The sequence below is a fragment of the Streptomyces sp. NPDC034085 genome, assembly GCF_055575555.1.
Genome location: NZ_JBVISL010000010.1, coordinates 106,615 through 131,485, shown reverse-complemented (window position 1 = coordinate 131,485; position 24,871 = coordinate 106,615). Strand labels below are relative to the sequence as shown.

The 24,871-nt window shown below is 73.2% G+C and carries 24 protein-coding genes and 1 tRNA gene; 13 read left to right on the top strand and 12 right to left on the bottom strand.

The window, feature by feature from the left end; genetic code table 11:
* The first annotated feature begins 221 nt into the window (after positions 1–221).
* From ACZ501_RS28740 to ACZ501_RS28725, 4 genes are all read left to right on the top strand, one after another.
* The gene (locus ACZ501_RS28740; protein WP_468799375.1) at positions 222–1,979 is read left to right on the top strand and encodes a D-alanyl-D-alanine carboxypeptidase family protein; all 1,758 of its coding nucleotides are present in this window, start codon (positions 222–224) and stop codon (positions 1,977–1,979) included.
* Positions 1,980–2,060: 81 nt separating this feature from the next.
* Positions 2,061–4,211, top strand: coding sequence for an MFS transporter (locus ACZ501_RS28735; protein WP_468799373.1), 2,151 nt, complete (start codon positions 2,061–2,063; stop codon positions 4,209–4,211).
* A 113-nt stretch (positions 4,212–4,324) separates the two neighbouring features.
* Positions 4,325–4,528, top strand: coding sequence for a hypothetical protein (locus ACZ501_RS28730; RefSeq protein ID WP_361605992.1), 204 nt, complete (start codon positions 4,325–4,327; stop codon positions 4,526–4,528).
* Between the two features lie 113 nt (positions 4,529–4,641).
* Positions 4,642–5,286 (top strand): hypothetical protein, encoded by a 645-nt coding sequence (locus tag ACZ501_RS28725; protein ID WP_361605995.1) that lies wholly within the window; start codon positions 4,642–4,644, stop codon positions 5,284–5,286.
* A gap of 620 nt (positions 5,287–5,906) precedes the next feature.
* Here ACZ501_RS28725 and ACZ501_RS28720 read toward each other — a convergent pair.
* From ACZ501_RS28720 to ACZ501_RS28705, 4 genes are all read right to left on the bottom strand, one after another.
* Positions 5,907–5,982, bottom strand: a tRNA-Arg gene (locus tag ACZ501_RS28720).
* Positions 5,983–6,201: 219 nt separating this feature from the next.
* Complete coding sequence (locus ACZ501_RS28715) at positions 6,202–7,179, bottom strand: endonuclease/exonuclease/phosphatase family protein (RefSeq protein ID WP_468799371.1); 978 nt, start codon at positions 7,177–7,179, stop codon at positions 6,202–6,204.
* A 72-nt stretch (positions 7,180–7,251) separates the two neighbouring features.
* Entirely contained in the window at positions 7,252–7,749 is a 498-nt protein-coding gene (locus tag ACZ501_RS28710) for a RidA family protein (RefSeq protein ID WP_468799369.1), read from the bottom strand.
* Positions 7,750–7,791: 42 nt separating this feature from the next.
* Entirely contained in the window at positions 7,792–9,069 is a 1,278-nt protein-coding gene (locus ACZ501_RS28705; RefSeq protein WP_362455638.1) for a M6 family metalloprotease domain-containing protein, read from the bottom strand.
* A 314-nt stretch (positions 9,070–9,383) separates the two neighbouring features.
* On the opposite strand from ACZ501_RS28705, the gene ACZ501_RS28700 reads away from it, so the two are divergent.
* From ACZ501_RS28700 to ACZ501_RS28690, 3 genes are all read left to right on the top strand, one after another.
* Positions 9,384–10,091 (top strand): TetR/AcrR family transcriptional regulator, encoded by a 708-nt coding sequence (locus ACZ501_RS28700; protein ID WP_361606010.1) that lies wholly within the window; start codon positions 9,384–9,386, stop codon positions 10,089–10,091.
* A 104-nt stretch (positions 10,092–10,195) separates the two neighbouring features.
* Positions 10,196–11,737, top strand: coding sequence for an MFS transporter (locus ACZ501_RS28695; RefSeq protein WP_361606013.1), 1,542 nt, complete (start codon positions 10,196–10,198; stop codon positions 11,735–11,737).
* A gap of 177 nt (positions 11,738–11,914) precedes the next feature.
* A complete protein-coding gene (locus ACZ501_RS28690; protein ID WP_468799461.1) occupies positions 11,915–12,679 on the top strand; it encodes a dioxygenase family protein in 765 nt (254 codons plus the stop codon).
* Between the two features lie 6 nt (positions 12,680–12,685).
* Here the strand turns inward: ACZ501_RS28690 and ACZ501_RS28685 are convergent, their stop codons facing one another.
* Positions 12,686–13,342, bottom strand: a complete 657-nt coding sequence (locus tag ACZ501_RS28685) for a Uma2 family endonuclease (protein ID WP_361606016.1) — start codon at positions 13,340–13,342, stop codon at positions 12,686–12,688.
* A 552-nt stretch (positions 13,343–13,894) separates the two neighbouring features.
* Between ACZ501_RS28685 and ACZ501_RS28680 the strand changes: the two genes are divergently transcribed.
* On the top strand, positions 13,895–14,872 hold the full coding sequence (locus tag ACZ501_RS28680) for a sigma-70 family RNA polymerase sigma factor (RefSeq protein ID WP_361606019.1): 978 nt from the start codon (positions 13,895–13,897) through the stop codon (positions 14,870–14,872).
* Positions 14,873–15,029: 157 nt separating this feature from the next.
* Here the strand turns inward: ACZ501_RS28680 and ACZ501_RS28675 are convergent, their stop codons facing one another.
* Positions 15,030–16,037 carry a helix-turn-helix transcriptional regulator gene (locus tag ACZ501_RS28675; RefSeq protein ID WP_468799367.1) on the bottom strand — a complete coding sequence of 336 codons (1,008 nt, stop codon included), beginning with the start codon at positions 16,035–16,037 and terminating at the stop codon, positions 15,030–15,032.
* 62 nt (positions 16,038–16,099) lie between these two features.
* On the opposite strand from ACZ501_RS28675, the gene ACZ501_RS28670 reads away from it, so the two are divergent.
* On the top strand, positions 16,100–17,662 hold the full coding sequence (locus tag ACZ501_RS28670; RefSeq protein WP_468799365.1) for an MFS transporter: 1,563 nt from the start codon (positions 16,100–16,102) through the stop codon (positions 17,660–17,662).
* Positions 17,663–17,810: 148 nt separating this feature from the next.
* The gene (pfkB, locus tag ACZ501_RS28665) at positions 17,811–18,749 is read left to right on the top strand and encodes a 1-phosphofructokinase (RefSeq protein ID WP_468799363.1); all 939 of its coding nucleotides are present in this window, start codon (positions 17,811–17,813) and stop codon (positions 18,747–18,749) included.
* 41 nt (positions 18,750–18,790) lie between these two features.
* Here the strand turns inward: pfkB and ACZ501_RS28660 are convergent, their stop codons facing one another.
* Complete coding sequence (locus tag ACZ501_RS28660) at positions 18,791–19,564, bottom strand: DUF6227 family protein (protein WP_468799361.1); 774 nt, start codon at positions 19,562–19,564, stop codon at positions 18,791–18,793.
* Positions 19,565–19,757: 193 nt separating this feature from the next.
* Between ACZ501_RS28660 and ACZ501_RS28655 the strand changes: the two genes are divergently transcribed.
* On the top strand, positions 19,758–20,396 hold the full coding sequence (locus ACZ501_RS28655; protein ID WP_468799359.1) for a vitamin K epoxide reductase family protein: 639 nt from the start codon (positions 19,758–19,760) through the stop codon (positions 20,394–20,396).
* Between the two features lie 113 nt (positions 20,397–20,509).
* Here the strand turns inward: ACZ501_RS28655 and ACZ501_RS28650 are convergent, their stop codons facing one another.
* Complete coding sequence (locus tag ACZ501_RS28650) at positions 20,510–20,920, bottom strand: rodlin (RefSeq protein ID WP_468799357.1); 411 nt, start codon at positions 20,918–20,920, stop codon at positions 20,510–20,512.
* Positions 20,921–21,203: 283 nt separating this feature from the next.
* On the opposite strand from ACZ501_RS28650, the gene ACZ501_RS28645 reads away from it, so the two are divergent.
* The gene (locus tag ACZ501_RS28645) at positions 21,204–21,677 is read left to right on the top strand and encodes a hypothetical protein (RefSeq protein ID WP_361607551.1); all 474 of its coding nucleotides are present in this window, start codon (positions 21,204–21,206) and stop codon (positions 21,675–21,677) included.
* Between the two features lie 163 nt (positions 21,678–21,840).
* Positions 21,841–22,083, top strand: coding sequence for a chaplin (locus ACZ501_RS28640; protein ID WP_361607554.1), 243 nt, complete (start codon positions 21,841–21,843; stop codon positions 22,081–22,083).
* 78 nt (positions 22,084–22,161) lie between these two features.
* Here ACZ501_RS28640 and ACZ501_RS28635 read toward each other — a convergent pair whose 3' ends face one another.
* From ACZ501_RS28635 to ACZ501_RS28620, 4 genes are all read right to left on the bottom strand, one after another.
* Entirely contained in the window at positions 22,162–22,506 is a 345-nt protein-coding gene (locus tag ACZ501_RS28635; protein ID WP_361607557.1) for a hypothetical protein, read from the bottom strand.
* Positions 22,507–22,683: 177 nt separating this feature from the next.
* Positions 22,684–23,778, bottom strand: coding sequence for a chaplin (locus tag ACZ501_RS28630; RefSeq protein ID WP_468799355.1), 1,095 nt, complete (start codon positions 23,776–23,778; stop codon positions 22,684–22,686).
* 121 nt (positions 23,779–23,899) lie between these two features.
* Entirely contained in the window at positions 23,900–24,133 is a 234-nt protein-coding gene (locus ACZ501_RS28625) for a chaplin (RefSeq protein ID WP_361607563.1), read from the bottom strand.
* 235 nt (positions 24,134–24,368) lie between these two features.
* Entirely contained in the window at positions 24,369–24,779 is a 411-nt protein-coding gene (locus ACZ501_RS28620; RefSeq protein ID WP_361607566.1) for a rodlin, read from the bottom strand.
* Between the last annotated feature and the right edge of the window lie 92 nt (positions 24,780–24,871).

Genomic DNA, 24,871 nt, shown 5'->3' with positions numbered 1-24,871 from the left:
TACCGGCCGCTGCGGACCCGCGTGCGGCGAAGCCTGCCGCCGACAGTGAGCGTACGGCCGTGTTCCGTGCGGTGAAGCCGGGTTCCGCTTCGGCGGATGCCGAGAAGCCGGCGGCGTCCTCCAAGGGTTCCGGTTCGGCTGCTGCGGATGCGGAGAAGGGCGGCCCGGCCGCTGCGGACCCGCGTGCGGCGAAGCCTGCCGCCGACAGTGAGCGTACGGCCGTGTTCCGTGCGGTGAAGCCGGGTTCCGCTTCGGCGGACGCCGAGAAGCCCGCCAAGCCGTCGGGTGACTCCGAGACCGACAGCGAGCGCACCGCCGTCTTCCGCGCCGTGAAGCCGGGCCCGGCTCCGGCGGACGCGGACAAGGCGCGGGGTGACGAGCCGGCGGGCGGCAAGCCGACGGGCGGCAAGCCGGCGGGCGGCAAGCCGTCGGCGGACAAGCCCTCCGGGGACGCGCGTACCACCGCCTTCGGCGTCGTCAAGCCGGACGCGGGCGCCAAGGACGCCGCCAAGAAGCCCGCCACGCCCCCGGCGGGGAAGCCCGGCAGCGAGAGCGACCGCCGCGTCAGCACCTTCGTACCGCTGCGCGGCGAAGACGCGCCCGCCCCCGCCGCCAAGCCGGCGGTGAAGCCGACCCCGCCGGCCGCCCCGCCCCGCCTGGACCCCAGCGAGCGGACCACCCAGCAGCCGCTGCCCCCCAGGCCGCCGCTGGACATGCTGGCGGACCTCACCAACAACCCGCCCCCGCCGCCCAGCCCGATGCGGACCGCCATCCGGCGGGTCAAGATCTACGCGCCGATCGTGCTGCTCCTGGCCCTCGTGCTCGCCATCGTGCAGCTGGTGCGCCCGCTGCCGGCGCCGAAGCTCAAGCTGACCGCGAAGTCCACGTACAGCTTCGAGGGCGGGGCGCCCAGCCTGCCCTGGCCCACCGAGGGCCAGGCCTCCATGGCCGCCGCCGGCCTCGGCACGATCGGCAGCTCCGGCGAGCAGAAGCCGGTGCCGATCGCCAGTGTCACGAAGTCGATGACGGCGTACATCATCCTGCGCGACCACCCCTTCAAGAAGGGGGAGAAGGGCGCGATGATCGACGTCGACAAGACCGCCGAGACCGAGGGCCAGAAGGACAAGTCGGACAACGAGTCCACCCTCAACACGGTCCACGAGGGCGACAAGATCTCTGAATACGACGCGATCGCCGCCCTGATGATCCCCTCGGCCAACAACATCGCCCGGCTGCTCGCGCGCTGGGACTCCGGTTCCCAGGAGGCGTTCGTCAAGAAGATGAACGACACCGCCAAGGAACTCGGCATGACGAACACCACCTACACCGACCCCTCGGGCCTGGACGCGACCACGGTCAGCACCGCCGAGGACCAGGTGAAGCTGGGGCTGAAGATCGTCGAGATCCCGGCGCTGGTGGACATCACCCGCATGCCCAGCTGGACCGACCAGACCGGCAAGACCTGGCCGAACTGGAACCGCCTGGTTCCGTTCAACGACTCCCTCGGGATCAAGACCGGTACGACGACCAAGGCCGGCGGAAACCTCCTCTTCGCGGCCCAGAAGAAGGTCGGCGACACCAACCAGCTGCTGGTCGGCGCGGTCCTCGGCCAGCACAAGCCGCCGATCATCGACAGCGTGATCGCCGCGAGCAAGCAGCTGCTGGTCGCCACGCAGAAGGAGATCCAGGGCGCGCCCGTCGTGAAGAAGGGGCAGGTCGTGGGCTACGTGGACGACGGGCTCGGCGGCCACACGCCGGTCGTCGCCACCGCCGACGTCCAGGCGGTCGGCTGGCCCTCGCTCACCGTGGACATCAAGCTGGGCGACGGCGGCACCGCGATTCCGGAGTCGGCGAAGGCCGGGACCGAGGTCGGGGTGCTGACGGTCGGCGACGGCGCCAGCCAGGTGAAGGTGCCGGTGGCGCTCCAGCGGGAGCTGGAGACCCCGGGCTTCGGCAGCAAGCTGACCCGGATCGGCTGACTCCCGAGCGGCGCGGCGCCCTGGGCGACCCCGGGGCGCCGCGCCGCGTCCAGGGAGTCGAGACGGGAGAGGGCGTCGTTCGTGAGCACAGCCGAGCAGCAATACGGTCCACCCGCGCAGCCGGGCCGCGGGCGCGGGCCGGACTCCGCACGCCCGGCCGCGTCCTCCGCACACCCGCCCGCCGACTCCGGGCGGCCGACCGCGGCCTCCGCCCAGCCGGCCGCCGACTCCGCGCAGCCGACCGCGGCCTCCGCCCAGCCGGCCGCCGACTCCGGGCGGCCGGGGCCGGGCCAGCGCCCCGGGCCGACCCCGACCCCGGCGCCCGGGCAGCCGGAGCCGGGGCAGTCCCCCGGCGGGCCGCCGCCCGCGGCGGCCACCGCGACCACATCCGGCACCCCGGCCGCATCCGGCACCCCGGCCACATCCGGCACGCCGACCACATCCGGCACCCCGGCCACATCCGGCACGCCTTCCACTTCCGGCCTCCGTTCCGCGCTCGCCCGGGCGCACCGGCACCCGGTGCTGGCGGCCACCGCCACGGCGGCCGTCCTGCACGTCGTCTGGTTCTTCTGCTTCGCCAACAGCGGCGGCGACCTCGCCGCGCAGGACGCCTGGGCGGAGTTCGTCGGCCGCCACCCCGACACGGCGTACAACCTGGCCTGGTACGGGGGCATGCACCCCGTCTCGTACAGCGTCGTGTCGCCGTACGTCATGCACGTGCTCGGCGTCCGGACGACCATGATGCTCGCCGGAACCGCCTCGGCCGGGCTCCTCGCGCTGATCCTCACCCGCTGCCGCGGGGCGGTCCGGCGCCCCCTGTGGCCGGCCCTCGCCGGGGTCTACGGGCTCCTCTGCAACGCCCTCTCCGGCCGCGTCACCTTCGGCCTCGGCACGCTCTTCGCGCTCGGGGCCGTCGCCGCCGTCTTCTGCTGGCCCCGCGCCTGGGCCCGGCGCCGCTGGGCCAAGGCCGCCGTCGCGGCGCCGCTGGCCGGGCTGGCGACCGCCGCGAGCCCGGTGGCGGGGCTGTTCCTCGGGGTGATCGCCGCCGCGCTGTTCCTGAGCCGGCGGCGCCCGGGCGCCTACGCCCTCGGGCTGGCCCCGGCGGCGGTCGTGGGGCTGTCGGCCTGGCTGTTCCCCTTCTCCGGGACGCAGCCGATGAAGCCCCTCTCGGCCGCGCTGCCCTTCGCCGCCGGACTGGCCGTCGCCCTCCTCGTGCCGAAGGCGTGGAAGACGGTCCGGATCGCGGCCGCCGTCTACACCTTCGGGGTGTTCCTGACCTGGGCGGTCGACTCCCAGGTCGGTTCGAACGTCACCCGCCTCGTCATGCTCTTCGGCGGAGCGGTGCTGCTCGCCGCCCTTCCGTACGCGGCCGCGCGCACCCGGCGCCGGCGCGCGCTGCTGCTCGCCTTCGCGGGGGTGACCGCCTGGATCACCACCAACAGCGTCACCGACATCGTCCGCACCACCCCGGTGGCCGCCTGGAACCGCGAGCTGGCCCCGCTGGTCGACCAGCTCGGCAAGGCCGGGGCGGACAGGGGCCGGGTGGAGGTGGTCCCCGCCAGCAGCCACCGGGAGTCCTCCGCCTTCCCCTCGTACGTGAACCTCGCGCGCGGCTGGAACCGGCAGGCCGACCTCGAGCGCAACCCGCTGTTCTACGACGACACCCTCACCGCCGAGAGCTACCGGGCCTGGCTGGAGCGCTGGGCCGTGCACTACGTGGTGCTGCCCGCCGACCACCCCGACTCGGGCGGGGAGGCCGAGGCGCAGCTCGTGCGCGCGGGGCTCCCGTACCTGCGCGAGGTGTGGGGCGACCAGAACTGGCGGCTGTACCGGGTGGACGCTCCCACCGACCTGGTGACCGGTCCCGCCCGGGTGCTGCGGGCGGGCGCGGACCAGCTGGTCATCGACGTCTCGGCGCCCGGGCGGGTGCTGGTGCGGATCCCGCACTCGCCGTGGCTGGGGCTGGTGGACGGCGAGGGCAAGGCGGTGGAGCCCCCGCAGGAGACCCCCCTGTCGAAGGCGCGGAGCGCGGTCGGCACGGGGGCGGTGAAGGAGTACGCGAACACCTCCGGGTGCCTCTTCAAGGCGGCCCCGGACGCCGCCGGGGACGTCTGGACGGAGCTGCTGGCGCCGGCGCCGGGCGCGTACCGGGTCGCGGCGAAGTACCAGCTCCCGCGCGGCACGCCGTGCCCGGAGGAGCTGCTCGACCGGACCCCGGGCCCGGCATCCTGACTTCCCCCTCCCCACCGGAAAGCTTTACGTACTGGTCCGGGTGCATCCCTCCCCATATATGCATACGATCCCAGTAGTCCGATTGGCTGCTTCCTGAGGGAGTTGACGACGGGATGAGCAAAGAGCAGAAGCAGGACGTCCAGACGGTGATCGCGAAGGCGACGGAAGGGGTCCAGCCGCCGCGGACGCAGGGCCACGGCTTCGACGGCCCGGTCCGCAGCAAGGTGAAGGGCGGAGCCCACACCAAGGCGGAGCTCAAGCGCGCCGGCACCCCCCAGGGCGACCGCATCGGCGAACGCAGCCGAGGCCTCAGCTGACGCCGGCCCCCCGTCACGCCGCACGCCGCCCTCCCGCCACCCCGGGAGGGCTTCCCACACCCGAAACCCCCCGACCATGCGACCCTGGGACCTCGTCGACCACGGGGGAGTGCATGTCCGTCCTGATGCGCGCGCCGAGGGAGAGCGGCTCGTGGCTCTGGGACCTCGACGACGTCACCGAGCCCGGACTGGAACCGGCGCTGGAGACGGCGGCACGGATCTCCGCCGTGCTGTCCTCGCACGGACTGCTCACCCCGCAAGGCCTGGAATGGAGCTGGTTCGAGGTCGGCAGGGGCGGGCTGGGCATCGACAGCGGGCTGAGCCTCCTCGGCAGGTCCCTCGGCGACCCCGGACTCGCGGAGGACATCCGGGGCTGCCGGCCGGTGGGCCGTCCGCGCGCGGAGATGACGGGCTTCACCGTCGTCGGCCCGGGGACCTGGTACGACGCGGCAGGCGCCGCCCGCAAGGAGAGCCGCCTGGTCGAGCTGCTGGTGTCGCCCGACTCCATCGGCCCCTTCGCGATGCTGTCGGTGCACCACGACGTCTGGGCCACCTGCGACTTCCGCGGCACCCCCCACCCCGGCGTGCACGCCCGCAACGCACCCCGCCTCGCGGAGGCGCTACGGGAACTGAATACGCTGCTGGGCGTCGAGGCGGAGCCCGGGGAGCCCACCTACTTCGGCAGGGCCACGGCGCACGGGCTGAAGGACGCGGAACTCCTGGACGGCCGCGGCCCCGACCTCACGGACCTGATGTAGCCGCCCGCGCCCCGGGCTAGTCTGTCCGACGTTGGGCCGGCCTGGCACCGAACGACGGTACGACGCGGCCACGGGGGGTGGCTCAGAAGAGTGCGCCGAGCCCCTGGGCTCCGCGACCTCGTGCAGCTCCGACACCACCCCCCCCACCAACCCGGCCCGCGGGAAAACCCATGGCGGCCCGGAGGCCCGCCCGCGGATAGTGGCCGGATGCCCCACCGCTCCGCGTACGTATGCCTCTCCTGCCGGCTCTCCTTCAAGCACTCCGGGCAGCGGACGTACCACTGCCCGAAATGCCGCCGGGCGCTGCTCCTCGCCGGCGACGCCTTCGAGGCGCCGCCGCGGCGGAACCGGGACGCCTGGAGGGTCGTCGCGGTCCTGCTCCACGCCGGACTGGACTTCCGCCAGTCCTGCTGCGGCTGCGGCCCCGGCTACCGCCCCAGAACCCTGCGCGAGGTAAGAGAACGTCTCGCCTCCGCCGAACGCACCACCACCCCACCAACCCGCGCCCTCGCCACCCCGTAGACGAAGCAAACACCCCGCGGACCGGGTGCTGAGGCGGCGACGGCGCCAGTGGGCGCAGCCAAACGGCCCGGAGCGTGATCGCTCCGGGCCGTTGTCCCTGGTGCCCCCGGCAGGATTCGAACCTGCGACACCCGCTTTAGGAGAGCGGTGCTCTATCCCCTGAGCTACGAAGGCGGGATCTGTCGGAAAGCGTGTCTCGCGGCTGCCGGGACCGGCGGGCCGCTCGGACGTGCTTGGTGACAGGGCGTGGCGGCGGCCCCGGAGGGCGTAGCCACCGCGGTCAGTGTAGCGGGTGGCGCATGATCCGTAAGCGGAGATACGTGTGCTTGGTCCGGGCGGCGAGGGCGGGTGGGCCGGGTGCCCTGACGTCGCGGTCCGAGACGGGTGGGGTGCTCAGTAGCGCAGGGATGCCGCCACCGGGAGGTGGTCGCTCCTGGTGGGCGGGAGGGTCCAGGCGGCCAGCGGGGTCAGGCCGCCCCGCAGCAGGATCTGGTCGATCCGGGCGACCGGGAACCGGGCGGGCCAGCTGAAGCCGAACCCGGCGCCCACCGCCTCCTGGGCGGCGGTGAAGCCCCCCGTCACCGGGGCCAGCGCCCCGTCCGCGGTGGTGCCGTTGAAGTCGCCGACCAGCACGGTCCGCCCGGCCGGGCCCGCCCGCAGCTGCGCGGCGAGGTTGCGGGCGGCCTCGTCACGGCGCTCCGTGGCGAAGCCCCCCGCGCCCAGCCGGACGGAGGGCAGGTGGGCCACGTACACCGTGACGGGCCCCTTCGGGGTCTCGGCGGTGGCGCGCAGGAGGAGCCGCCACGGCACGATCGGCGTGCCGCCCGCACCGCGCAGCGGGAAGGTGCTCCACAGCCCCACCGTGCCCTGGACCACGTGGTACGGGTGGCTCGCGGCCAGCTCCCGTTCGTACGCGTCCAGCGCGGGCCGGGTCAGTTCCTCCAGGGCGATCAGCTGCGCGCCGGAGGCGGCCACGGCGCGGGCGGTGCCCGCCGGGTCGGGGTTGGCGTCGTCCACGTTGTGGGTGACGACGGTCAGGTCGGCCAAGGCCGGGCCGCCCCGCGCGCCGTCCCCCAGGGCGCTCCCGTACAGCCCGCCCCACACCAGGGCGGGCAGCAGTACGGCGGCCAGCGCGCGCCGGGAGCGCCGGAGCAGGGCGGCGGCCGCCAGTACGGGCACCGCGAGCCCGGTCCAGGGCAGGAAGGTCTGCACGAGGCTGCCGAGGTGGCGGGCCGCCGGGCCGCTGGGGATCCAGGGGTGCGCGAGCAGCACCAGCGCGGTCAGGACGGCGAGGGCCGCGACCACGCCCCCGCGGCCGGGGCGGAGCCGGGAGTAGGCGCCCCCGCGGCGGGGTTTCGTGTACTCGGTCATGCCCCTGGTGACGCGCCCGGCGCCCCGGAGGTTCGGCCGGCACACGGGTCCGCCCCCGCGTGCCGGGGCCGCTCACAACCCCATCGGCGTGTGCAGCTCCACGGTGATCTCCACCTCCACCGGCGCGTCCAGCGGCAGCACGGCCACTCCGACCGCGCTCCGCGTGTGGATGCCGGCGTCGCCGAAGGCCGTGCCGAGCAGTTCGCTCGCGCCGTTGACCACGCCCGGCTGGCCCGTGAAGTCCGGGGCGCTCGCGACGAAGCCGACCACCTTGACCACCCGCTTCACGGCGGACAGGTCCCCGGCGACCGCCGCCACCGCGGCGAGGGCGTTCAGCGCGCACCGCTGCGCCAGCTCCCGGCCCTGCTCCGGGGTGACCCCGGCGCCCACCTTGCCGGTGAGCGGCAGCGCGCCGTCCACCATCGGCAGCTGGCCGGAGGTGTGGACGTAGTGCCCGCTCACCACCGCCGGTACGTAGACGGCGACGGGCGCCGGGGCCGGCGGCAGTTCCAGGCCGGCCGCCGCCAGGCGCTCTTCGGGGGTCGTGGGGGTCGTGGGGCTCGCGGTCACGAGGGCTCCTTCGGTGGGGGTGGGGGAGGTGCGGGCGCCCCGTCAGGGCCGGGTCACCCGTACCCGGTAGCGGCCGCCCGGCAGCTCGCCCACCACGCTGATGCCGATGCCCGCCTGCTCGTCGGTGAAGGTCTCGCCCGGCCGGAACGGTGCGTCCGACAGTTCCGCGTGCACGTTGGGCCGCCGCGTACAGCCGCCGCTGCCGCTCGCGCTGTCCGAGACGGTGACCGGGCCGCGCCCGGTGTCCACGTCCGAGTCGACCTTGTAGATGAGTACGCCGGGCTTGCAGACGGCCTCGTCGTTGCCGCCGCGGGTGCGGACCTCGATCGCGTAGCCGGCGCTCTCCGAGAGCGGCACGAAGGCCAGCTTCGTGCCGCCCCGGACGGCCAGCGGGGACAGGACGTGCTCACTGGCTCCCGGCCTGGCGGCGCAGCTGACCTGCGCGGCGTCGAGCCAGCCGAGCTTCCACTTGTGCCAGCCGAGGAGGTCGTTGTTGGCGCCCCAGTCCTCGCTCATGATGTCCCAGTGCCCTACGGTGCCGCCGCCGTCGGAGGTGTAGAGGTCGGGCAGTCCGAAGACGTGCCCGTTCTCGTGGGGGAGGACCCGGTACCCGGTCTCGCGGTAGGAGCCCGAACCGTCGTCCTGGCGGCTGTAGATGAAGGACGTGTTCGCGAGCGGCACCCCGTCGGCCATCGGCGCCTCCCCGTTGCCGGAGAAGGTGACGGACAGGACGGTGTCCAGCGCGGAGGGGCCGGCGTTCGGGGTGACGAGGATGTTGACCAGGTCGTACCGGCTGAAGTCCACCTCGGGGTCGGCGGCCTTGGCGATGTGCTCGACGAGCTGGCGGTAGCCGGGCTCGTAGGGGGAGCCGCGCTCGATGCCGTACGCGGCGAAGGGCATCGGCATCCGCAGCCAGTTCCGTACGGGTGAGTCGGCCCGGTAGGTGAGGCGCCCGTAGGAGCTGGTGCGGAACCAGTCGGAGGTCTGGGGGAAGAATTCCGCCAGCCGGTCCATGGCGGTGCCCTCGCCCTTGGCGTCGGGGAAGTCGATCATCAGGTTCAGTGCGCGGACCTCGCCGGTGGAGCGGGAGTACCCCGGAGGCGTCGGCAGGCCCTCCGACATCTGCACGCCCATGGTCCCGGCGATCCGGCACGGCGCCAGGGCCGATTCGGCGCTCGTCGCCACGGGGCCGGAGGCCGAGTGGCCGCGGGGGGATATGCCGCCGCTCGCGGTGGCGGTGACGCCCAGGGCCAGTGCGGTGAGGCCGATGAACGCGCCGGCGCGACAGGGTCTGCGTATCCGGCGGCGGGTCTGCGTCATGGAGCTCGCCTTCGGTCCGCGGCAGCCGGCCGGGTCCGGACTGCTCTGTGCGCTCACCCTCCGACGATTGCGACACGCCCGCCCGTCGAAAGCCTCCAAATGTGATCCAACCGGGGCAAAGGAACCCTCTTGCGTGTGTGGTGCGGCTCACACGCACGAGTGAAATAACCGGGGAGTCGATCCCCGTTTGAACGAGAGTCCTCACGAAGCGGGGACCGGCTCCCCGGATCGGGGGCGCCGCATGACCGCCGCACCCCCGTGGCGCTCATCCAGCACCACCCGTCCCGTCCGCCGCACCCCAGGAAGGCCCCGGAATGAAGAGCTCCGCCCGCACCCCGGCGGCCGCCCCCACGGCGGCCGTGGACCTCGCCGCGACCACCGCCCCCACCCCCGCCCGGGTCCCGAAGCCGCGCGCCGACGCCGTGCGCAACCGGGAGCGGATTCTGGTGGCGGCGCGCGAGATGTTCGTCGAGGCCGGTGCGGACGCCCCCCTGGACGAGATCGCCCGCCGAGCCGGCATCGGCAACGCGACCCTGTACCGGCACTTCCCCGACCGGGCCGCCCTCGTCCACCACGTGGTGCTCTACGTGATGGACCGGGTCACCGCCCTGGCCGAGGACTCGCTGGCGCAGGAGCCGGACGCCTTCGCGGCGCTCTGCCGCTTCACGCACGCCGCGGCCGACGAGCGGATCGGCGCCCTGTGCCCGATGCTCTCCGACGGCTTCGACCACGACCACCCCGAACTCCACGCCGCCCGCGACGCGCTGGAGTCGGCGGTCGAGACCCTGGTCGCCGCCGGCCAGGGCGCCGGCCTGCTGCGCGCCGACATCGGCGTCGGCGACCTCATGGTCGCGCTGTCCCAGCTCAGCCGCCCCCTGCCGGGGACCGACTGCCTGGGTGCGGACCGGTTCGCGCACCGCCACCTCCAGCTCTTCCTGGACGGGCTGCGGGCCCCGGCCCGGTCCGAACTGCCCGGCACGGCCGCCACGTTGGAGGACCTCAGGCACGCGTCCCGGGCCTGAAAACCAGGTGACGGCCGCCCCTCCACCCCCATAACCTCAAACAGCCTCAAAACACTTCTTTTTCAGTCATTTTCATTCATCCGCACAGTGAAGTGGGTACCCCCATGTCAAAAACAGCCGCGACCGCCTCGCCGGCTGCCGTCGACCCCAGTCGGTGGAAGGCCCTGGTCTTCATCGCCCTGGCGCAGCTGATGGTCGTCCTCGACGCGACCATCGTGAACATCGCCCTCCCTTCCGCCCAGACCGATCTGGGCATCTCGGACGGCAACCGCCAGTGGGTCATCACCGCGTACGCGCTGGCCTTCGGCGGACTGCTCCTCTTCGGCGGCCGCATCGCCGACAAGTGGGGGCGCAAGAACGCCTTCGTCACGGGCCTGATCGGCTTCGCCCTGGCCTCCGCCCTGGGCGGCGCCGCGACCGGTGAGGCGATGATGCTGGGCGCCCGCGCCCTGCAGGGCGCCTTCGGCGCGCTGCTCGCCCCGGCCGCGCTCTCCCTGCTCGCGGTCACCTTCACCGACGCCAAGGAGCGCGCCAAGGCCTTCGGCATCTACGGTGCGATCGCGGGCGGCGGCGGCGCCGTCGGCCTGATCCTCGGCGGCTTCCTGACCGAGTACCTCAACTGGCGCTGGACCTTCTTCGTCAACATCCCCTTCGCGATCGTCGCGGCCGCCGGTGCCTGGATGGTCATCCGCGAGCCGGCCGGCTCCCGCAACAGCGCGCGCCTCGACGTCCCCGGCGTGATCCTCTCGACCCTGGGCCTGGTCGCGCTCGTGTACGGCTTCACGCGCGCCGAGTCGGCGGGCTGGTCCGACACCGTCACCGTCGCCATGTTCGTCGCGTCCGCGGCGCTGCTCGCGGCCTTCGTGTTCGTCGAGTCCAAGGTCGCGTCCCCGCTGCTGCCGCTGCGCGTGCTGCTGGAGCGCAACCGCGGCGGTGTCTACCTCTCGCTGGGCCTGGCCGTCATCTCGATGTTCGGCCTGTTCCTCTTCCTCACCTACTACCTCCAGGTCGTGAAGGGCTTCTCGCCCGTCAAGACCGGCTTCGCCTTCCTGCCGATGATCGCCGGCATGATCACGGGCTCCACCCAGATCGGCGCCCGGCTGATGACCCGGGTCGCGCCGCGGCTGCTGATGGGCCCGGGCTTCCTGCTCGCCGGCCTCGGCATGCTGATGCTGACCCAGCTGGAGGTCGGCTCCTCCTACCCGGCGCTGATCCTGCCGGCGCAGCTGCTGCTGGGCCTCGGCATGGGTACGGCCTTCATGCCGGCGATGTCCCTGGCCACGTACGGGGTGAACCCGGCCGACGCCGGTGTGGCCTCGGCGATGGTCAACACCTCCCAGCAGGTGGGCGGCGCGATCGGCACCGCCCTGCTGAACACCATCGCCGCCTCGGCGACCACCGCGTACCTGACCGACCATGCGGCCGCGGCCGCGGCGGGCGGCCCGGCGGCGAAGCTGGTGCAGGCGCAGGCCATGGTCGAGGGCTACGCGTCCGCGATCTGGTGGGCCGTCGGCATCCTCGTGGCCAGCGCGGCCATCGCGTTCACGCTGATCAGCACCGGCCGTCCGGGCTCCGGCGGCCCGGTGGCCTCCGGGTCGGGCGCCGGTGAGGAAGCCGAGCTCAAGATCCCGGTGGTCGCCCACTGACGGGGCGCCCCGTGCGGGAATGACTGAAGACCCCGCTTCGTTCAAATTTGAACGAAGCGGGGTTAGTCTTTTCAGGGGACCCCGCACCGCGTCCGCCGGAAGCCGCAGCGCGTCGTGCGCGGCCCCGCACCGACGACTGACCGAGGAGCGCCTCCCGTGACCACCGAGACCCCCCGCATGCCGGCGCTCTACCTCAGCCACGGGGCGCCGCCGCTCGCCGACGACCCGCTCTGGCCGGGCGAGCTCGCCGCCTGGTCCGGCCGGATACCCCGGCCGCGGGCCGTCCTGATGGTCTCCGCGCACTGGGAGGAGGCCCCGCTGGCCCTCGGCGCCACCGAGACCGTCCCCCTGGTCCACGACTTCTGGGGCTTCCCCGAGCACTACTACCGGGTCCGGTACGGGGCCCCGGGCGCGCCCGGGCTCGCCGCCTCGGTCCGCGCCCTGCTCAAGGGGCCCGGCACCCCGGTCCAGGACGTCCCGGACCGCGGCCTGGACCACGGCGCGTACGTCCCGCTCGTCGAGATGTACCCGGAGGCCGACGTACCGGTCCTCCAGGTCTCCATGCCCACGCTGGACCCGGCCCGGCTGATGGACATCGGCCGCAGGCTCGCCCCGCTGCGCGACGAGGGCGTCCTGATCGTCGGGAGCGGCTTCTTCACCCACAATCTGGCCGCGCTGCGGCACACCGGCCCCGGCGTGCCCGCCTGGTCGGCCGAGTTCGACGCCTGGGGCCGCGAGGTGCTCGCCGCCCGCGACGTCGACGCCCTGCTCGACTTCGAGGCCAAGTCCCCGGCGGGGCGCCTGGCCCACCCGCGCACGGAGCACTTCGCCCCGCTCTTCGTCACCCTCGGGGCCGCCGGATCCGACCTCACCGCCCAGCACACGGCGGTGGACGGGTTCTGGATGGGCCTGTCCAAGCGCTCCCTCCAGTTCGGGGGCTGAACGCGCCTAAGGGGTCCGCAGCGGGCCGGTGACCTGCTCTCCGATCACGAAGCCCCGGGCCGGGCCCTCGGGGACGGCCACCCCGGTCCCGTACGGCGCCCGCACCTCCGACGCGTACCGCGCCTCGTCGGGAACGGGGCCGGTCAGCACGCTGACGGTGCCGCGGCCGTCGTAGTCGTCGACGATCACGTACACCGGGATCCCGGCCCGGGCGTACGCACGGCGCTTGCGCACCCGGTCCCGCGCGACGTCCTGCGGTCCCGGCGCCACGACCTCGGCGACCAGCGGCACGCTCGCCGCCCTGATCCCGAGCTCGCCCCGGGCGGCGTGCCCGGTGAGGTCCTCCGGCGCGAGGAGCACGTCGGGGGCCCAGGCCTGGTAGCCGCCGACCACGTACATCGCCATGTAGGGGGCGTACGGGCCGCCCGCGAGGTGGGAGGCCAGCAGGGACCGCAGCCGGTTCGCGGTGAGGGCGTGCGTGAACGGCCGCCCCACCCGCCACATCTCGATCAGCCCCTCCACGATCTCGACGCGGAAGGTCTCGGGAGGGTCGATGGCCTGCCAGGCCCGCCACAGGGCCTCGTCCAGCTCGGGGTCGGGGTCGGCTTCGGAACGGGCGCTCGTCGGCGCGGTGCGGGCCGGCCGCGGGATGTGTGCGATCACGCCCGGCACGCTACGGCCGGGGCGTGGCATGCCGACGGAATATGCCCCCGCTTCACCCGGACGGGCGCGGAATCACCCGGACGGGCGTACGCCCGTCGGACGCCCGAACCCCCGTCGAAGAGGCGTGCACCGGTTTGAGGCGAGACCTCCTACTTGTCGCATATCCGGCGATTCGATCGCCGGTCCGAGCAACCAGAAGCCGGTAGGGCCCGTCTTCAGGGTGGGAGGGCGACCGCGACCGCCGCTGATCCGGGGCGAACGGGGCAGAGGCGCATGTGAGGGCGGTCTCACGGCCGTAGGGGGTCATGCAGGCCCGGGAGCGCCTCCGTGCCGACCGCTACCCCGCCTGACCTGCATCTCTTCGGGTCCTTGTGGTACGTCGCCCCCACCGCGTCCGGGGTGGCGGGGCAGGATACTGCAAGATCTGGAAAAAGGGAGACCGCGTGGGAATTCTGTCCCGATTCCAGTCGTTGTTTCCTTTCGGAAGCGGGCACTCGGAAGAGTGTCCGAGGACGCACCGCGACCGATTCACCGCATCGCAAGGGAGCACGCATGGCAACCCGCGCCGTCGCCCGTCGTCAGTCCACGAGCAGCGCCCGCGCTGCGGGCGGGGAGATCGTCGACCGCGACCTGGTCGGCATGTACCTCGACGAGATCGCGCGCACCCCGCTGCTCGACGCCGCCAGGGAAGTGGAGCTCTCGCAGATGATCGAGGCGGGCGTGTACGCCCGGCAGATCCTCGACGGTGCGATAGAGCGTGAGGGGGAGACCCCCGCCCGCGAGGAGCTGGAAGCCCTGGCCGCCGAAGGCGAGCGCGCCAAGGAGATCTTCATCCGTTCCAACCTCCGCCTCGTCGTGGCCGTCGCCCGCCGCTACCCGCGCAGCGGCCTGCCCCTCCTCGACCTCGTCCAGGAGGGCAACGCCGGCCTGGTCCGCGCGGTCGAGAAGTTCGACTACGCCAAGGGCTTCAAGTTCTCCACGTACGCCACCTGGTGGATCCGCCAGGCCATCACCCGGTCCATCGCGGACCAGTCCCGCACGATCCGCCTCCCCGTCCACCTGGTGGAGGAGCTCGGCCGGATCCGCCGGATCCAGCGCGAGTTCAACCGGGAGAACGGCCGGGATCCGGAGCACGCCGAGATCGCCGCCGAGCTCGACTCCACGGAGAAGCGCGTGGGCGACGTCCTGGACTGGGCGCGCGACCCGGTCAGCCTCAACATGTCGGTCGACGACGAGGGCGACACCCAGTTCGGCGACCTGCTCGAGGACACCTCGGCGATCTCGCCCGAGCAGTCCGTGCTCTCGCTGCTGCGCAGCGAGGAGCTGGAGGACCTCCTCGGCAAGCTGGACCAGCGCACGGCCTCCATCATCAAGATGCGCTACGGCATCGAGGACGGCCGCGAGCGGACGCTGACCGAGGTCGGCAAGCAGCACGGCCTGACCCGCGAGCGGATCCGCCAGATCGAGAAGCACGCGCTGCTCGAGCTCAAGCGCATGGCCCGCGACACCGGCTTCGACGCGGTGGCCTGACCGGCCCGCGCAGCCGCCCCCGGACGAGCCCCGGTACCCACCCCCCCCGGGTGCCGGGGCTCCCGCCCGTGTCGACGCCGCCGGTCCGCTGTCAGGCGCCGCCGCCCGCCGCCCCGCCGCCGGTCCGCCGCCGAACCTCGCCCGCTGGCGTCCGCCGTCAGGCCCCGCCCGCCACCGCCCCTCCGGCGTCCGCCCCTGCGGCGTCCGCCCCTTCGGTCCGTGCCCCGCCGCCGCCCCTGGTCAGCCGTGCGCCCAGGGCCCGCGCCGCCTGCGCCAGGAACGCCGGCTCCCGCACCGTGAACTCCAGCCCCGTCAGCGCCATCCGGGCCGCCAGCCACTCCGGCGTGTCCCCGCTCTCGAAGCGGACCCGGGACCCCGCCGCCTCCGCCACCGCGCAGGCGCGCAGCCACGCCGGCAGCTCCTGCGGGGGCGCGGCGAAGGACACGTCCGCCGGGTACGTCTCCCCGCCCCGCAGCCCGCGCCGTACGAACTCCGCCGCCTCCATCGGCAGCTGCCGCGGGGTGAACCGGGCGCCCGTCGCGAAGGGCTCGCTGACCCGGTCCACCCGGAAGGTGCGCCAGTCCTCCCGCTCCAGGTCGAAGGCGACGAGGTACCAGCGGCTGCCCGTGCTGACCAGCCGGTACGGCTCCACCAGCCGGCGCGAGCCCACCCCGTCCCGCGCCCGGTACGCGAACCGCAGCCGCTCCGGCCCCTCCACCGCCGCGGCCATCACCGTCAGGGTCCGCGGGTCCACGCTCGGGCCGTCCCCGCGGGTGACCGCGACCGTCGCCGACTGGAGGGCCCCCACCCGGAACCGCAGCCGGCCCGGCAGGACCTGCTCCAGCTTCGCGAGGGCGCGTACGGAGGCCTCCTCCACCCCCTCGATGGCATGGCCGGCCCCCGCCCGCAGCCCCACCGCGATCGCCACGGCCTCCTCGTCGTCCAGCAGCAGCGGCGGCATCGCCGCCCCCGCCACCAGCCGGTACCCGCCCTCCGCGCCGAGCGTGGCCTCCACCGGGTACCCCAGCTCCCGCAGCCGCTCGATGTCCCGCCGGATGGTCCGCGCACTCACCCCGAGGCGCTGCGCCAGCTCGCTGCCCGGCCACTCGCGCGGGGTCTGGAGCAGGGACAGCAGGGTGAGCAACCGGCCGGGGGTGTCGTTCATCCTTCAAGACTGCCAGGGATATAGGACACGTCCTGGCCTACATGCCGTCTAGGTTTCTCTCCATGAGCACCGAGACGTCCACGGCATCGCCCGAAAGAGAGAACGGGCCCGTCCGAGAAGAGCGGAACGCACCCGCCGAAGCAGCCCCCGCACCAGAAACCGCCGGCGACCCGGCCGCCCCGGCGGACCGCCGCCGCTGGCTGGCGCTCGCCATCGTGATGACCGCGTCCTTCATGGACCTGGTCGACGTCACGATCGTCAACATCGCGATACCCAGCATGCGCCAGAACTTCGGCGCCTCGACCAGCGCGATCCAGTGGATCACCGCCGGCTACGCGCTCGCCTTCGCCGCCGGTCTGATCACCGGCGGCCGTCTCGGTGACATCTACGGCCGCAAGCGGCTCTTCCTCGTCGGCGTCGCCGGCTTCACCGTCGCCTCGCTGCTCTGCGGCATCGCGCCCGACCCGGGCATGCTCGTCGCCTCCCGCCTCCTCCAGGGCGCCATGGCGGCGATGATGGTCCCGCAGGTCCTGGCGATCATCCACGTCACCTTCCCGCCGCACGAGCGCGGCAAGGTCTTCGGCATGTTCGGCGCGATCGTCGGCCTCGGCGCGGTCTCCGGACCGCTGCTCGGCGCGCTGCTCACCGAGTGGGACCTCTTCGGCCTCGAATGGCGCACGATCTTCCTGATCAACCTGCCCGTCGGCATCGCCGCCGTGATCCTGGGCCGCAGGTTCATCTCCGAGTCCAAGGCCCCCAAGGCCCTGCGCCTCGACCTGGTGGGCGTCGTCCTCGCCACCCTCGCGCTGGTCCTGCTGATCTTCCCCCTCACCCAGGGCCGGGAGAACGACTGGCCGCTGTGGGGCTTCGCCGCCATGATCGCCTCGCCGTTCGTCTTCGCCGCCTTCCTCGCCTACGAGAAGTACAAGATCAAGAAGGATGGCTCCCCGCTCGTCGAGCTCTCCCTCTTCCGCATCAAGAGCTTCGCCGGAGGCATCACGGTCCAGCTGGCCTTCGGCCTGGCGACCGGCATCTTCTTCCTGGTCTGGACGCTCTACATGCAGATGGGCCTCGGCTGGAGCCCGCTGCGCGCGGGCAGCACCGGCATCCCCTTCTCCATTGCCGTCTCCGTCGCCGCCGGGCTCTCCGTCGAGAAGTTCGTCCCCCGCTTCGGCCGCAAGGTGCTCCAGGCCGGTGCGCTCGTCATGGCCGCGGGCCTGCTCCTCTACATCTGGGAGTCCGAGCGCTACGGCATGGGGATCACCTCCTGGCAGATGGCCGCCCCGCTGATCGTCATGGGCATCGGCATGGGCCTGATCGTCGCCCCGCTGAACGACACCATCCTGTCCCAGGTGCCGCGCGAGCACGCCGGATCGGCCTCCGGCCTGATCAACACCACCGGCCAGATGGGCAACGCGCTCGGCCTCGCCCTGACCTCCGTCGTCTTCTTCGGGTCGATCGAGGACGACCGGATCCTCGGCGTGCCCTACGTCGAGGCCTTCCGCGGCGCGCTGTGGTGGGTCGTGGCGGTGCTCGTCGCGATCTTCGCGGTGATGTTCGTGCTGCCGCGCCGGCAGATCCCGCTCGCGGAGCGCGAAGGGGCCGTCGCGGAAGCCCACGGCTAGCCCCGGCGTCGCCCGCCCGGGTCCGGACATTCCCCCCGCATCGAGGGGGGAATGTCCGTTTTTATTTGTTTTCCCCGATTCTCGGCGTAGGGTGAAGGAGAAGCGACAGAATCCGGCACCGAACGGACATGAACCCACAGGGGCTCGCATGATCCTGACCGTCACCCCCAACCCCTCCCTCGACCGGACCTACGAGGTCCCCTCGCTGGACCGCGGTACGGTCCTCCGCGCCGCCGGGGAGCGGGTCGACCCGGGCGGCAAGGGGGTCAACGTCTCGCGGGCCCTCGCGGCGGCCGGCGCGTCCACCACCGCGGTCCTCCCCCTGGGCGGCCCCGCCGGGACCCTGCTCGCCGAGCTCCTGGCCGCCGAGGGCGTGGACGTCACCGCCGTCTCGATCGCCGGACTGACCCGCTCCAACATCGCGGTCGCCGAACCGGACGGCACCCTCACGAAGATCAACGCGGCGGGTCCGGAGCTCTCCGCCCAGGAGTCGGCCCTCCTCCTCGACACCGTCCGCGGCTCGGCCGGCGCCGACTGGATCGCCTGCTGCGGCAGCCTGCCGCCCGGCCTCGATCCCCGGTGGTACGCCGAACTCGTCTCCCGCGCCCACGAGGCCGGCGCCCGCGTCGCCCTGGACACCTCCGGCGCCGCCCTGGCGGCGGCCCTGCCCGCCCGCCCGGACGTCGTCAAGCCCAACGCCGCCGAACTCGCCGAAGCCGTGGACCGGCCGCTGGCCACCCTCGGCGACGCGGTCAAGGCCGCCGAGGAGCTGCTGTCACGCGGCGCGGGCGCCGTGCTGGCCTCCCTCGGCGGGGGCGGCCAGCTCCTGGTCACCGCCGAGGGCGCGTACCACGGCACGGCGCCGGCCCCGGCGGTCCGCAGCGACGTCGGGGCCGGCGACGCCGCCCTGGCCGGCTTCCTCACCGCCGGGGGCACCGGCCCCGCCGCCCTCGCCTCCGCCCTCGCCCACGGCGCGGCCGCCGTACAGCTGCCGGGCAGCGTCATGCCGTCCCCGGCCGACCTGCGCCCCGAGACGGTGCGCGTCACCCGGGACCTGCCGCTGGACCTCCCGCTGACCCGGACCTGACCGGCCCGGCCGCGGTCACAGGGGCGGGCGGCCCGCCGCGGTCAGCGCACCCGGCCCCGCAGCTCCATCGCCCCGCGCGCGGCGGCCTCGCTCTCGTAGACCTCGCACATGTGCCGCCCGTCCGGCGTGGCCGTGTGCTCGACCTCCCACAGGCTGAGCTCGCTCCCGTCGAGCAGCACGAAGGCGTGCTCGTACAGGCTGAACCCGGCGTCCCGCCCGTCGGGCAGGCACTGCCGGCCGCCGAACGCCTGGGTGATGTGGTGCGCGTACGCCGAGCGCAGCAGCGTCGCCACCCCCTCCCCGGGGCGGTCGGCGTTCTCCGCGCGGCGCAGCACCCGCCGGGCGTGGTCCGCGGACTGCTCCGGCGTGTACTCGCGCCGGCGCCGGCAGGGCGCCGAGGCCGCCAACAGCGCGCCCAGCTCCGCCAGATCGCCCTGCGCCCCCTCCTCCCCGCCCCGGTCCTGCGCGGGCAGCGGCAGCCCCTCCGAGGGGGCCTCGCCGAACAGCCGGGCCACGGCCAGGGCCAGTTCGTCCTTGCTCGTGAAGACCTCGCAGCGGGTGCTCCGGTCCTCCCGGAGCCGGTAGGACAGCTCCCACAGGGAGGCCGCGCCACCGTCCGACAGCAGGTAGGTGTGCCGGTGGGTCTCCCGCCACAGACCCGCCGACGGGCTGTGGTGGGTGGTGTACAGCGAAGAGCTGTGGGCGAGCGCCGTGCCGAGGCGCTCGACCAACCGGTCCGGCAGGTCGAAGGAGTTGAGGGCGCGGCCCAGGAGTCGCTCGAGGTGCGCCTCGGTTGTCTCGTACGGATCGCTCAAGGTGGGTCTCCAGGCCGTCGCAGCTTGTCACTCAGCGGAAGCACAACGTAGCCCCTCGTGCTGACATCACGTCCGGGATTCGGTAAAACGTCCGGGAAGCAACCAGGGTTCGCGCCACACCTTCAGGTCAAGTTCCGTACGCCCGGCCCATGTTCGCGGCCCTCACGGCGCGCCGCCCGGCAGCATGGGCGCCATGGCAACGAACACAGTGGGCGTCCCCAGCCAGCAGGGCCGCCCCCGCATCCGCCCCGAAGACCAACCGGCCGCCCCCCGGGGTCTGGCCTGGCTGCTGGCGGCCACCGGAGCCGCCGGGCTGCTCGCCTCCTGGGTGATCACCCTCGACAAGTTCCTCCTGCTGGAGGACCCGGACTTCAAGCCCGCCTGCAGCCTCAACCCCGTGGTGTCCTGCGGCAGCGTCATGCAGAGCGAGCAGGCCGCGGCCTTCGGCTTCCCCAACCCGATGCTCGGGCTGGCCTGTTACGCCGTCGTGGTCTGCGTCGGCGCCGGACTCCTGGCCGGCGCCCGCCACCGCGGCTGGTTCTGGCTGGGACTGAACGCCGGGACGCTCTTCGGTACCGGCTTCTGCGCCTGGCTGATGGTCCAGTCCCTGTACGAGATCAACGCCCTGTGCCTGTGGTGCTGCCTGGCCTGGGTGGCGACCCTGCTGATGTTCTGGGCGGTCACGGCGCACAACGTCCGCGCCGGACACCTGCCCGCGCCCGGCCCGCTGCGGGTCCTGTTCACCGACTTCGCGTGGGCCCCGCCCGCCCTGCACACCGGGGTGATCGGGATGCTGGTCCTGACCCGGTGGTGGGACTTCTGGACGGGCTGACGGCGGCGGCCGGACGCGCACGAGGGCCCCGGCGGCTGGACGCCGCCGGGGCCCTCGTCACTTCGCTCCACGGGCGCCGGTGGGCCCTGACCGGAAAGGGTCGAGCGGAGGGATCAGCTGCCGATCGAGCCGTTGCCGGAGAGGACCGGGATGTTGCTCAGGATGTGGGAAAGCGGCTCGTCGCCCTTGGCCTGGGTGGAGTTCTCGGTGCACTGCTGGTTCTGCGGGTTGGACAGGACGTTGATGTCCTGGACACCGATGTTGAGCAGGGCGACCAGCGACTGGGCGTTGACCTTCGCCGGCAGGCCGATGCAGGGCTTGTTCAGGGTGCCCTGGACCAGGCTCAGCTGGGGGCTCATGGCGCCCGTGGTCTTCTGGTTGCCGTAGATCTGCTGGGCACCGTTGCCGTTGACGGTGTTGATCCCGTTGTCGTTGCCGACGGCCATGGCCGGGGCGGCAGCGGCAGCGCCCGCACCGATGACGGCGGCGGTGACCGCGGTGGCGGTCATGATCTTCTTGAGCATCATTGATCCTTTTGTCGCACGAGTGCCCGCTTGTGGAGCGCCCTGATCAACTGGGCTCCCGGAGGGTTGGTTCCGCTGCTTCACTCAAACGGCTCGCGCGGGGACGGCTTTTCCCCAGGGCGGGTGAGGCCGCTCCGGACGCCTGCGCGAAGCCCGTACGCAGCCCCCAAGTCCGGCTCTGCCCGTTCAAGATCGTGTTGCGCTCCGTAGAAGGTGTACGCACGGTGGGTGAGGAAGCGGATTGTTCCCGTCCGCTCACGCGCGACCACCGAAGGAAGCCCTCATGCGCACGAAGCCGTCCCGCCTCCGCGTCCTCGTCCCGTCGGTCCTCACCGCCGTCATACTGTCCGGCGCGGCGGCGGCCCCCGCAGCCGCCGCCGACGGCGGCTCCGTCCTGGAGAGGCGGGCGTCCGCCGTGCAGGAGCAGATCGAGCGGATCGAGGAAGTCGGAGCGGCCCCCGGGCGCGTCGCGGCCGGGCCGATCGACGACCTCCTGACGAGCCTGAACAAGACCCTGCAGGACCTGCTGAAGTCCCTCAGCGGCCTGCTGCCCCCCGGGGTGAAGCTGCCGGTCATCGAGCTGCCCAAGATCCCCGAGATCAAGCTGCCGGACCTGCCCGCCGGGGTGACCGTCCCGCCGGTCAAGCTGCCGTCGGCGGCGCCGGCCACCCCCGCGACGCCGGCCACCCCGGCGATCCCCGACCTCACCGAGATCCCTGACATCCCCGACATTCCCGACCTCCCCGTCCGCAACTAGGCGGGAGCGGAGGCTGGCGGGCGACACGGATGCGGCGGTTGAGCCGAACGAGTCTGGTTCTGCTCCGATCCGGCCCGCAGCCGTGTCGTCCGGGAAGCTGGACCGTTTCGCTTCGTGTGAGCCCCGGACCGGGGCTGGACATCGAAGAGAAGGTGCACTCCTCATGAACGCTGCTGCCAAGAAGGCCGCTGTGGCCCTGGCCTCCGCTGGTCTCGCTGTGGCCGGTGCCGCCGGCGCGGCCTCCGCCGACTCCCTGGCCGAGGGTGCGGCCGTGAACTCCCCCGGTGTCCTCTCGGGCAACCTGGTCCAGGTCCCGCTCCACATCCCGATCAACGTCTGCGGCAACTCCGTCGACGTGATCGGCGTGCTGAACCCGGCTTTCGGCAACGTCTGCGTCAACGACTGACGCACGTCGCGATCCGCACCACACGACTGTGGGCGCCCCCGGCACGGCCGGGGGCGCCCACAGTCGTTTCCGGGCCGCTCAGTTGGCGCCGCCGTTGAGCTTCACCCCGCCGAGCAGCGGGGAGGCCTTGGTCGCCCCGTTCGCCAGGCCCAGCACCTCGGCGGGGGCGTTGTTGCGGAGCTTGTTCACCCCCTGCGCGGTGTGGACGACCCCGTTGACGGCGTCCCCCTGCTCGGCGAGGGCCATGCCCACCGTCTCGGGGGACGAGGCGACGACGGGCTCGACAGCGCTCAGCGCCGTGTTCCATCCGGCCGACAGGCTCATGGGAGGGCCGGCGGGAGCCTCGGCCGCGAAGGCCGGAGCCGCCGCACCCAGGGCGGCGACGGAGCCGGCGACGACAGCAGCGGCCTTGGAGAGCTTCATTATCGAAATCCTCTTCTTTTCGTGGACAGAGGTGCCAGCGGCGCCGTCGCGCCGCTTTCGACCTGGCTAACGATTACCGGTGGCTACGGAAACGCCGGAGCGGGACGCACGGCAGCGGCCGGAGAATCCGCTGGGGATTCTCCGGCCGATATTTCTTCTGATTACCGGTATTCCCGGTCAGACGATGCGGGACCGCCGGTACAGAATGGCGCCGCCGAGGACGAGGGCCGAGGCGAGGGCCGCCAGGGCCGAGGTCTGGCCCGCTCCGGTGGCCGCCAGTTCCGGCGGGGCCGCGAGGGCGGGCGCGGGAGCCGGCTGGGCGGCCGCGACCGCCTGGGCGGGGGCGGGCGCGGGGGCGGGCGCCGACGGCACGTGGACCGGGAAGTCGCCGGCCGGGGCCGCCGGGGGCTGGTCCGCCGGACGGACGGCCTCCGGTACGGGGGCGGGGGCCGGCGCGGGACGCACCGGCTGGCTGCCGTGCGGCGGCCGGGGCTCGGGGAGTTCCGCGCCGGGCTGCTCCTCGGGCTGCGGGGCCGGGAGCGTGTGGGGCTGCTCCTCGGGCTGCGGGGTCTGCGGCGCCGGGGCGGGGAGCGGGGCCGGGTGCCCGGTCATCGGCCCGTGCTGCGGCCGCGGTTCCGGCTTCGGGGCGGGCCACACCTCCGGCCCGGGCTTCGGGTGGTGCGGCGCGGGCGGGGCCGAGTGGGGCGCCGGGTGCTCCGCGTGCCGCGGCGGGTGGTCGTCGCACTCCTCCTCGCCGCCGTCGCCGGGGCCGTCCGCGTGCGGGCCGTCGCCGTGCGGGCCGCCCGCGTGCCAGGAGGCGGGGGCGTCGTGGCGGGGTGCCGCGTGCCGGGGGGCGTGCGCGCGGGGTTCCGCGGACTCACGCTCCTCCTCGTGGTGCGGGCGGGGCAGGGCGTGCCGCCCGCCCGGCTGCTCGTCGAGGTAGCGCCGCAGGTCCTCGGCCCGCTCGGGGCTCAGGTGGCGCTCGTGGTCGTGCCCGGCGGCGTGCGAACCGCCGTCGGAGGCGGTGGTGCTGACGCACGTGTTCCCGAAGGAGGGGTTGAGCGCCGCGCCCGCGTCCACGCTGTTGCCGCACAGGTTCGGTGCGACCGTGATCGGTACCGAGACGCTGTTCCCGGACAGCACGCCCGGCGAATGAGAGGCCTCCGCGGAATGGGCGCACGCCGCGCCGGCCGCGAGGGACAGCAGGCCGGAGGCGGCCGCAGCGGTGAGCACCCCCTTGCCCAGTACCTGTCGGCTCAGTACCTGTCGCATGGGTCCTTCCCTGTCTACCGGCGCGGGGGCCGGTGCTGAATCGAAGGTGGCCTCGGAGTGCACCGCCGTGCACTCCGAGGCCACCCCGAGGAGGTCTGCCCTTGCGGGCTGAGGCGCTACGTCAGCTGTTGACGCAGGTGTTGCCGAACGCGGGGTTCAGCAGCCCGATGACGTTGACGGTGTTGCCGCAGACGTTCACCGGGATGTGGACCGGGACCTGCACGAGGTTGCCGGACAGGACGCCGGGGGAGTTCAGGGCGGCTCCGTGGGCACCCGCGTCGGCCATGGCGGGGGAGGCGACACCGGCGGCCATCAGCGCGCCGGCGGCCAGCACCACTGCCTTCTTGTACTTCATTTTTCTTTCGTTCCTTCCCGCAGAGGTGTATCCGCTGCACAGATATCAACGAGTGGGCCCGGAAAAAGAAACCGAAGAATTTCCGGGGGTCTCGGGCAATTCAGCCCGGGGCCCCGCTTCCGGTACGTGAATTCCGGCCGCTATTTTCACGGCCGGCCGGAATGAGCCGGGCCCGGAATGCGGCGAGGCCGCCGCGACCCGGGGGTGCGACGGCCTCGCTCGGGGTGGTGCGTGATCAGCTGCCGGCGGAGGCGTTGCCGGAGAGGATCGGGATGTTCTCCAGGATGTGCGAGAGGGCCTCGTCGCCCTTGGCCTGGGTGGAGTTCTCGGTGCACTGCTGGTTCTGCGGGCTCGACAGCACCGGGATGTCCTGGACGCCGACGTTGACGAGCGCGAGCAGCGACTGGGCGTTGACCTTGGCCGGCAGGGCGATGCAGGGCTTGTTGAAGGAGCCCTGGATGAGCGCCATCTGCGGGCTCATGTTGCCGTAGGTGGCCTGGTTGCCGTAGATCTGCGCGGAGTTGTTGCCGTTGACGGTGTTGATGCCGTTGTCGTTCCCGATGGCCATCGCCTGCGGGGCCATGGCGGCACCGAGACCCACGGTGGTGGCTGCAACCGCTGCGCCGGCCGCGAACTTCTTGATCATTATCGTCCCTTTTTTGCAGGATTGCCCGGTACTGGAGCACCCGGATCAACGGCTCCGCCCCGGCTCGGGTTGCGTGACTTCACCCGGATGCC

What these genes read in the sequence shown, in the direction of transcription:
- ACZ501_RS28730 (WP_361605992.1), top strand. Translation starts at nt 4,325, where the DNA reads ATGAGCAAAGAGCAGAAGCAGGACGTCCAGACGGTGATCGCGAAGGCG.
- ACZ501_RS28725 (WP_361605995.1), top strand. Translation starts at nt 4,642, where the DNA reads ATGTCCGTCCTGATGCGCGCGCCGAGGGAGAGCGGCTCGTGGCTCTGG.
- ACZ501_RS28715 (WP_468799371.1), bottom strand. Translation starts at nt 7,179, where the DNA reads ATGACCGAGTACACGAAACCCCGCCGCGGGGGCGCCTACTCCCGGCTC.
- ACZ501_RS28705 (WP_362455638.1), bottom strand. Translation starts at nt 9,069, where the DNA reads ATGACGCAGACCCGCCGCCGGATACGCAGACCCTGTCGCGCCGGCGCG.
- ACZ501_RS28700 (WP_361606010.1), top strand. Translation starts at nt 9,384, where the DNA reads ATGAAGAGCTCCGCCCGCACCCCGGCGGCCGCCCCCACGGCGGCCGTG.
- ACZ501_RS28695 (WP_361606013.1), top strand. Translation starts at nt 10,196, where the DNA reads ATGTCAAAAACAGCCGCGACCGCCTCGCCGGCTGCCGTCGACCCCAGT.
- ACZ501_RS28690 (WP_468799461.1), top strand. Translation starts at nt 11,915, where the DNA reads ATGCCGGCGCTCTACCTCAGCCACGGGGCGCCGCCGCTCGCCGACGAC.
- ACZ501_RS28680 (WP_361606019.1), top strand. Translation starts at nt 13,895, where the DNA reads ATGGCAACCCGCGCCGTCGCCCGTCGTCAGTCCACGAGCAGCGCCCGC.
- ACZ501_RS28675 (WP_468799367.1), bottom strand. Translation starts at nt 16,037, where the DNA reads ATGAACGACACCCCCGGCCGGTTGCTCACCCTGCTGTCCCTGCTCCAG.
- ACZ501_RS28670 (WP_468799365.1), top strand. Translation starts at nt 16,100, where the DNA reads ATGAGCACCGAGACGTCCACGGCATCGCCCGAAAGAGAGAACGGGCCC.
- pfkB (WP_468799363.1), top strand. Translation starts at nt 17,811, where the DNA reads ATGATCCTGACCGTCACCCCCAACCCCTCCCTCGACCGGACCTACGAG.
- ACZ501_RS28655 (WP_468799359.1), top strand. Translation starts at nt 19,758, where the DNA reads ATGGCAACGAACACAGTGGGCGTCCCCAGCCAGCAGGGCCGCCCCCGC.
- ACZ501_RS28650 (WP_468799357.1), bottom strand. Translation starts at nt 20,920, where the DNA reads ATGCTCAAGAAGATCATGACCGCCACCGCGGTCACCGCCGCCGTCATC.
- ACZ501_RS28645 (WP_361607551.1), top strand. Translation starts at nt 21,204, where the DNA reads ATGCGCACGAAGCCGTCCCGCCTCCGCGTCCTCGTCCCGTCGGTCCTC.
- ACZ501_RS28640 (WP_361607554.1), top strand. Translation starts at nt 21,841, where the DNA reads ATGAACGCTGCTGCCAAGAAGGCCGCTGTGGCCCTGGCCTCCGCTGGT.
- ACZ501_RS28635 (WP_361607557.1), bottom strand. Translation starts at nt 22,506, where the DNA reads ATGAAGCTCTCCAAGGCCGCTGCTGTCGTCGCCGGCTCCGTCGCCGCC.
- ACZ501_RS28630 (WP_468799355.1), bottom strand. Translation starts at nt 23,778, where the DNA reads ATGCGACAGGTACTGAGCCGACAGGTACTGGGCAAGGGGGTGCTCACC.
- ACZ501_RS28625 (WP_361607563.1), bottom strand. Translation starts at nt 24,133, where the DNA reads ATGAAGTACAAGAAGGCAGTGGTGCTGGCCGCCGGCGCGCTGATGGCC.
- ACZ501_RS28620 (WP_361607566.1), bottom strand. Translation starts at nt 24,779, where the DNA reads ATGATCAAGAAGTTCGCGGCCGGCGCAGCGGTTGCAGCCACCACCGTG.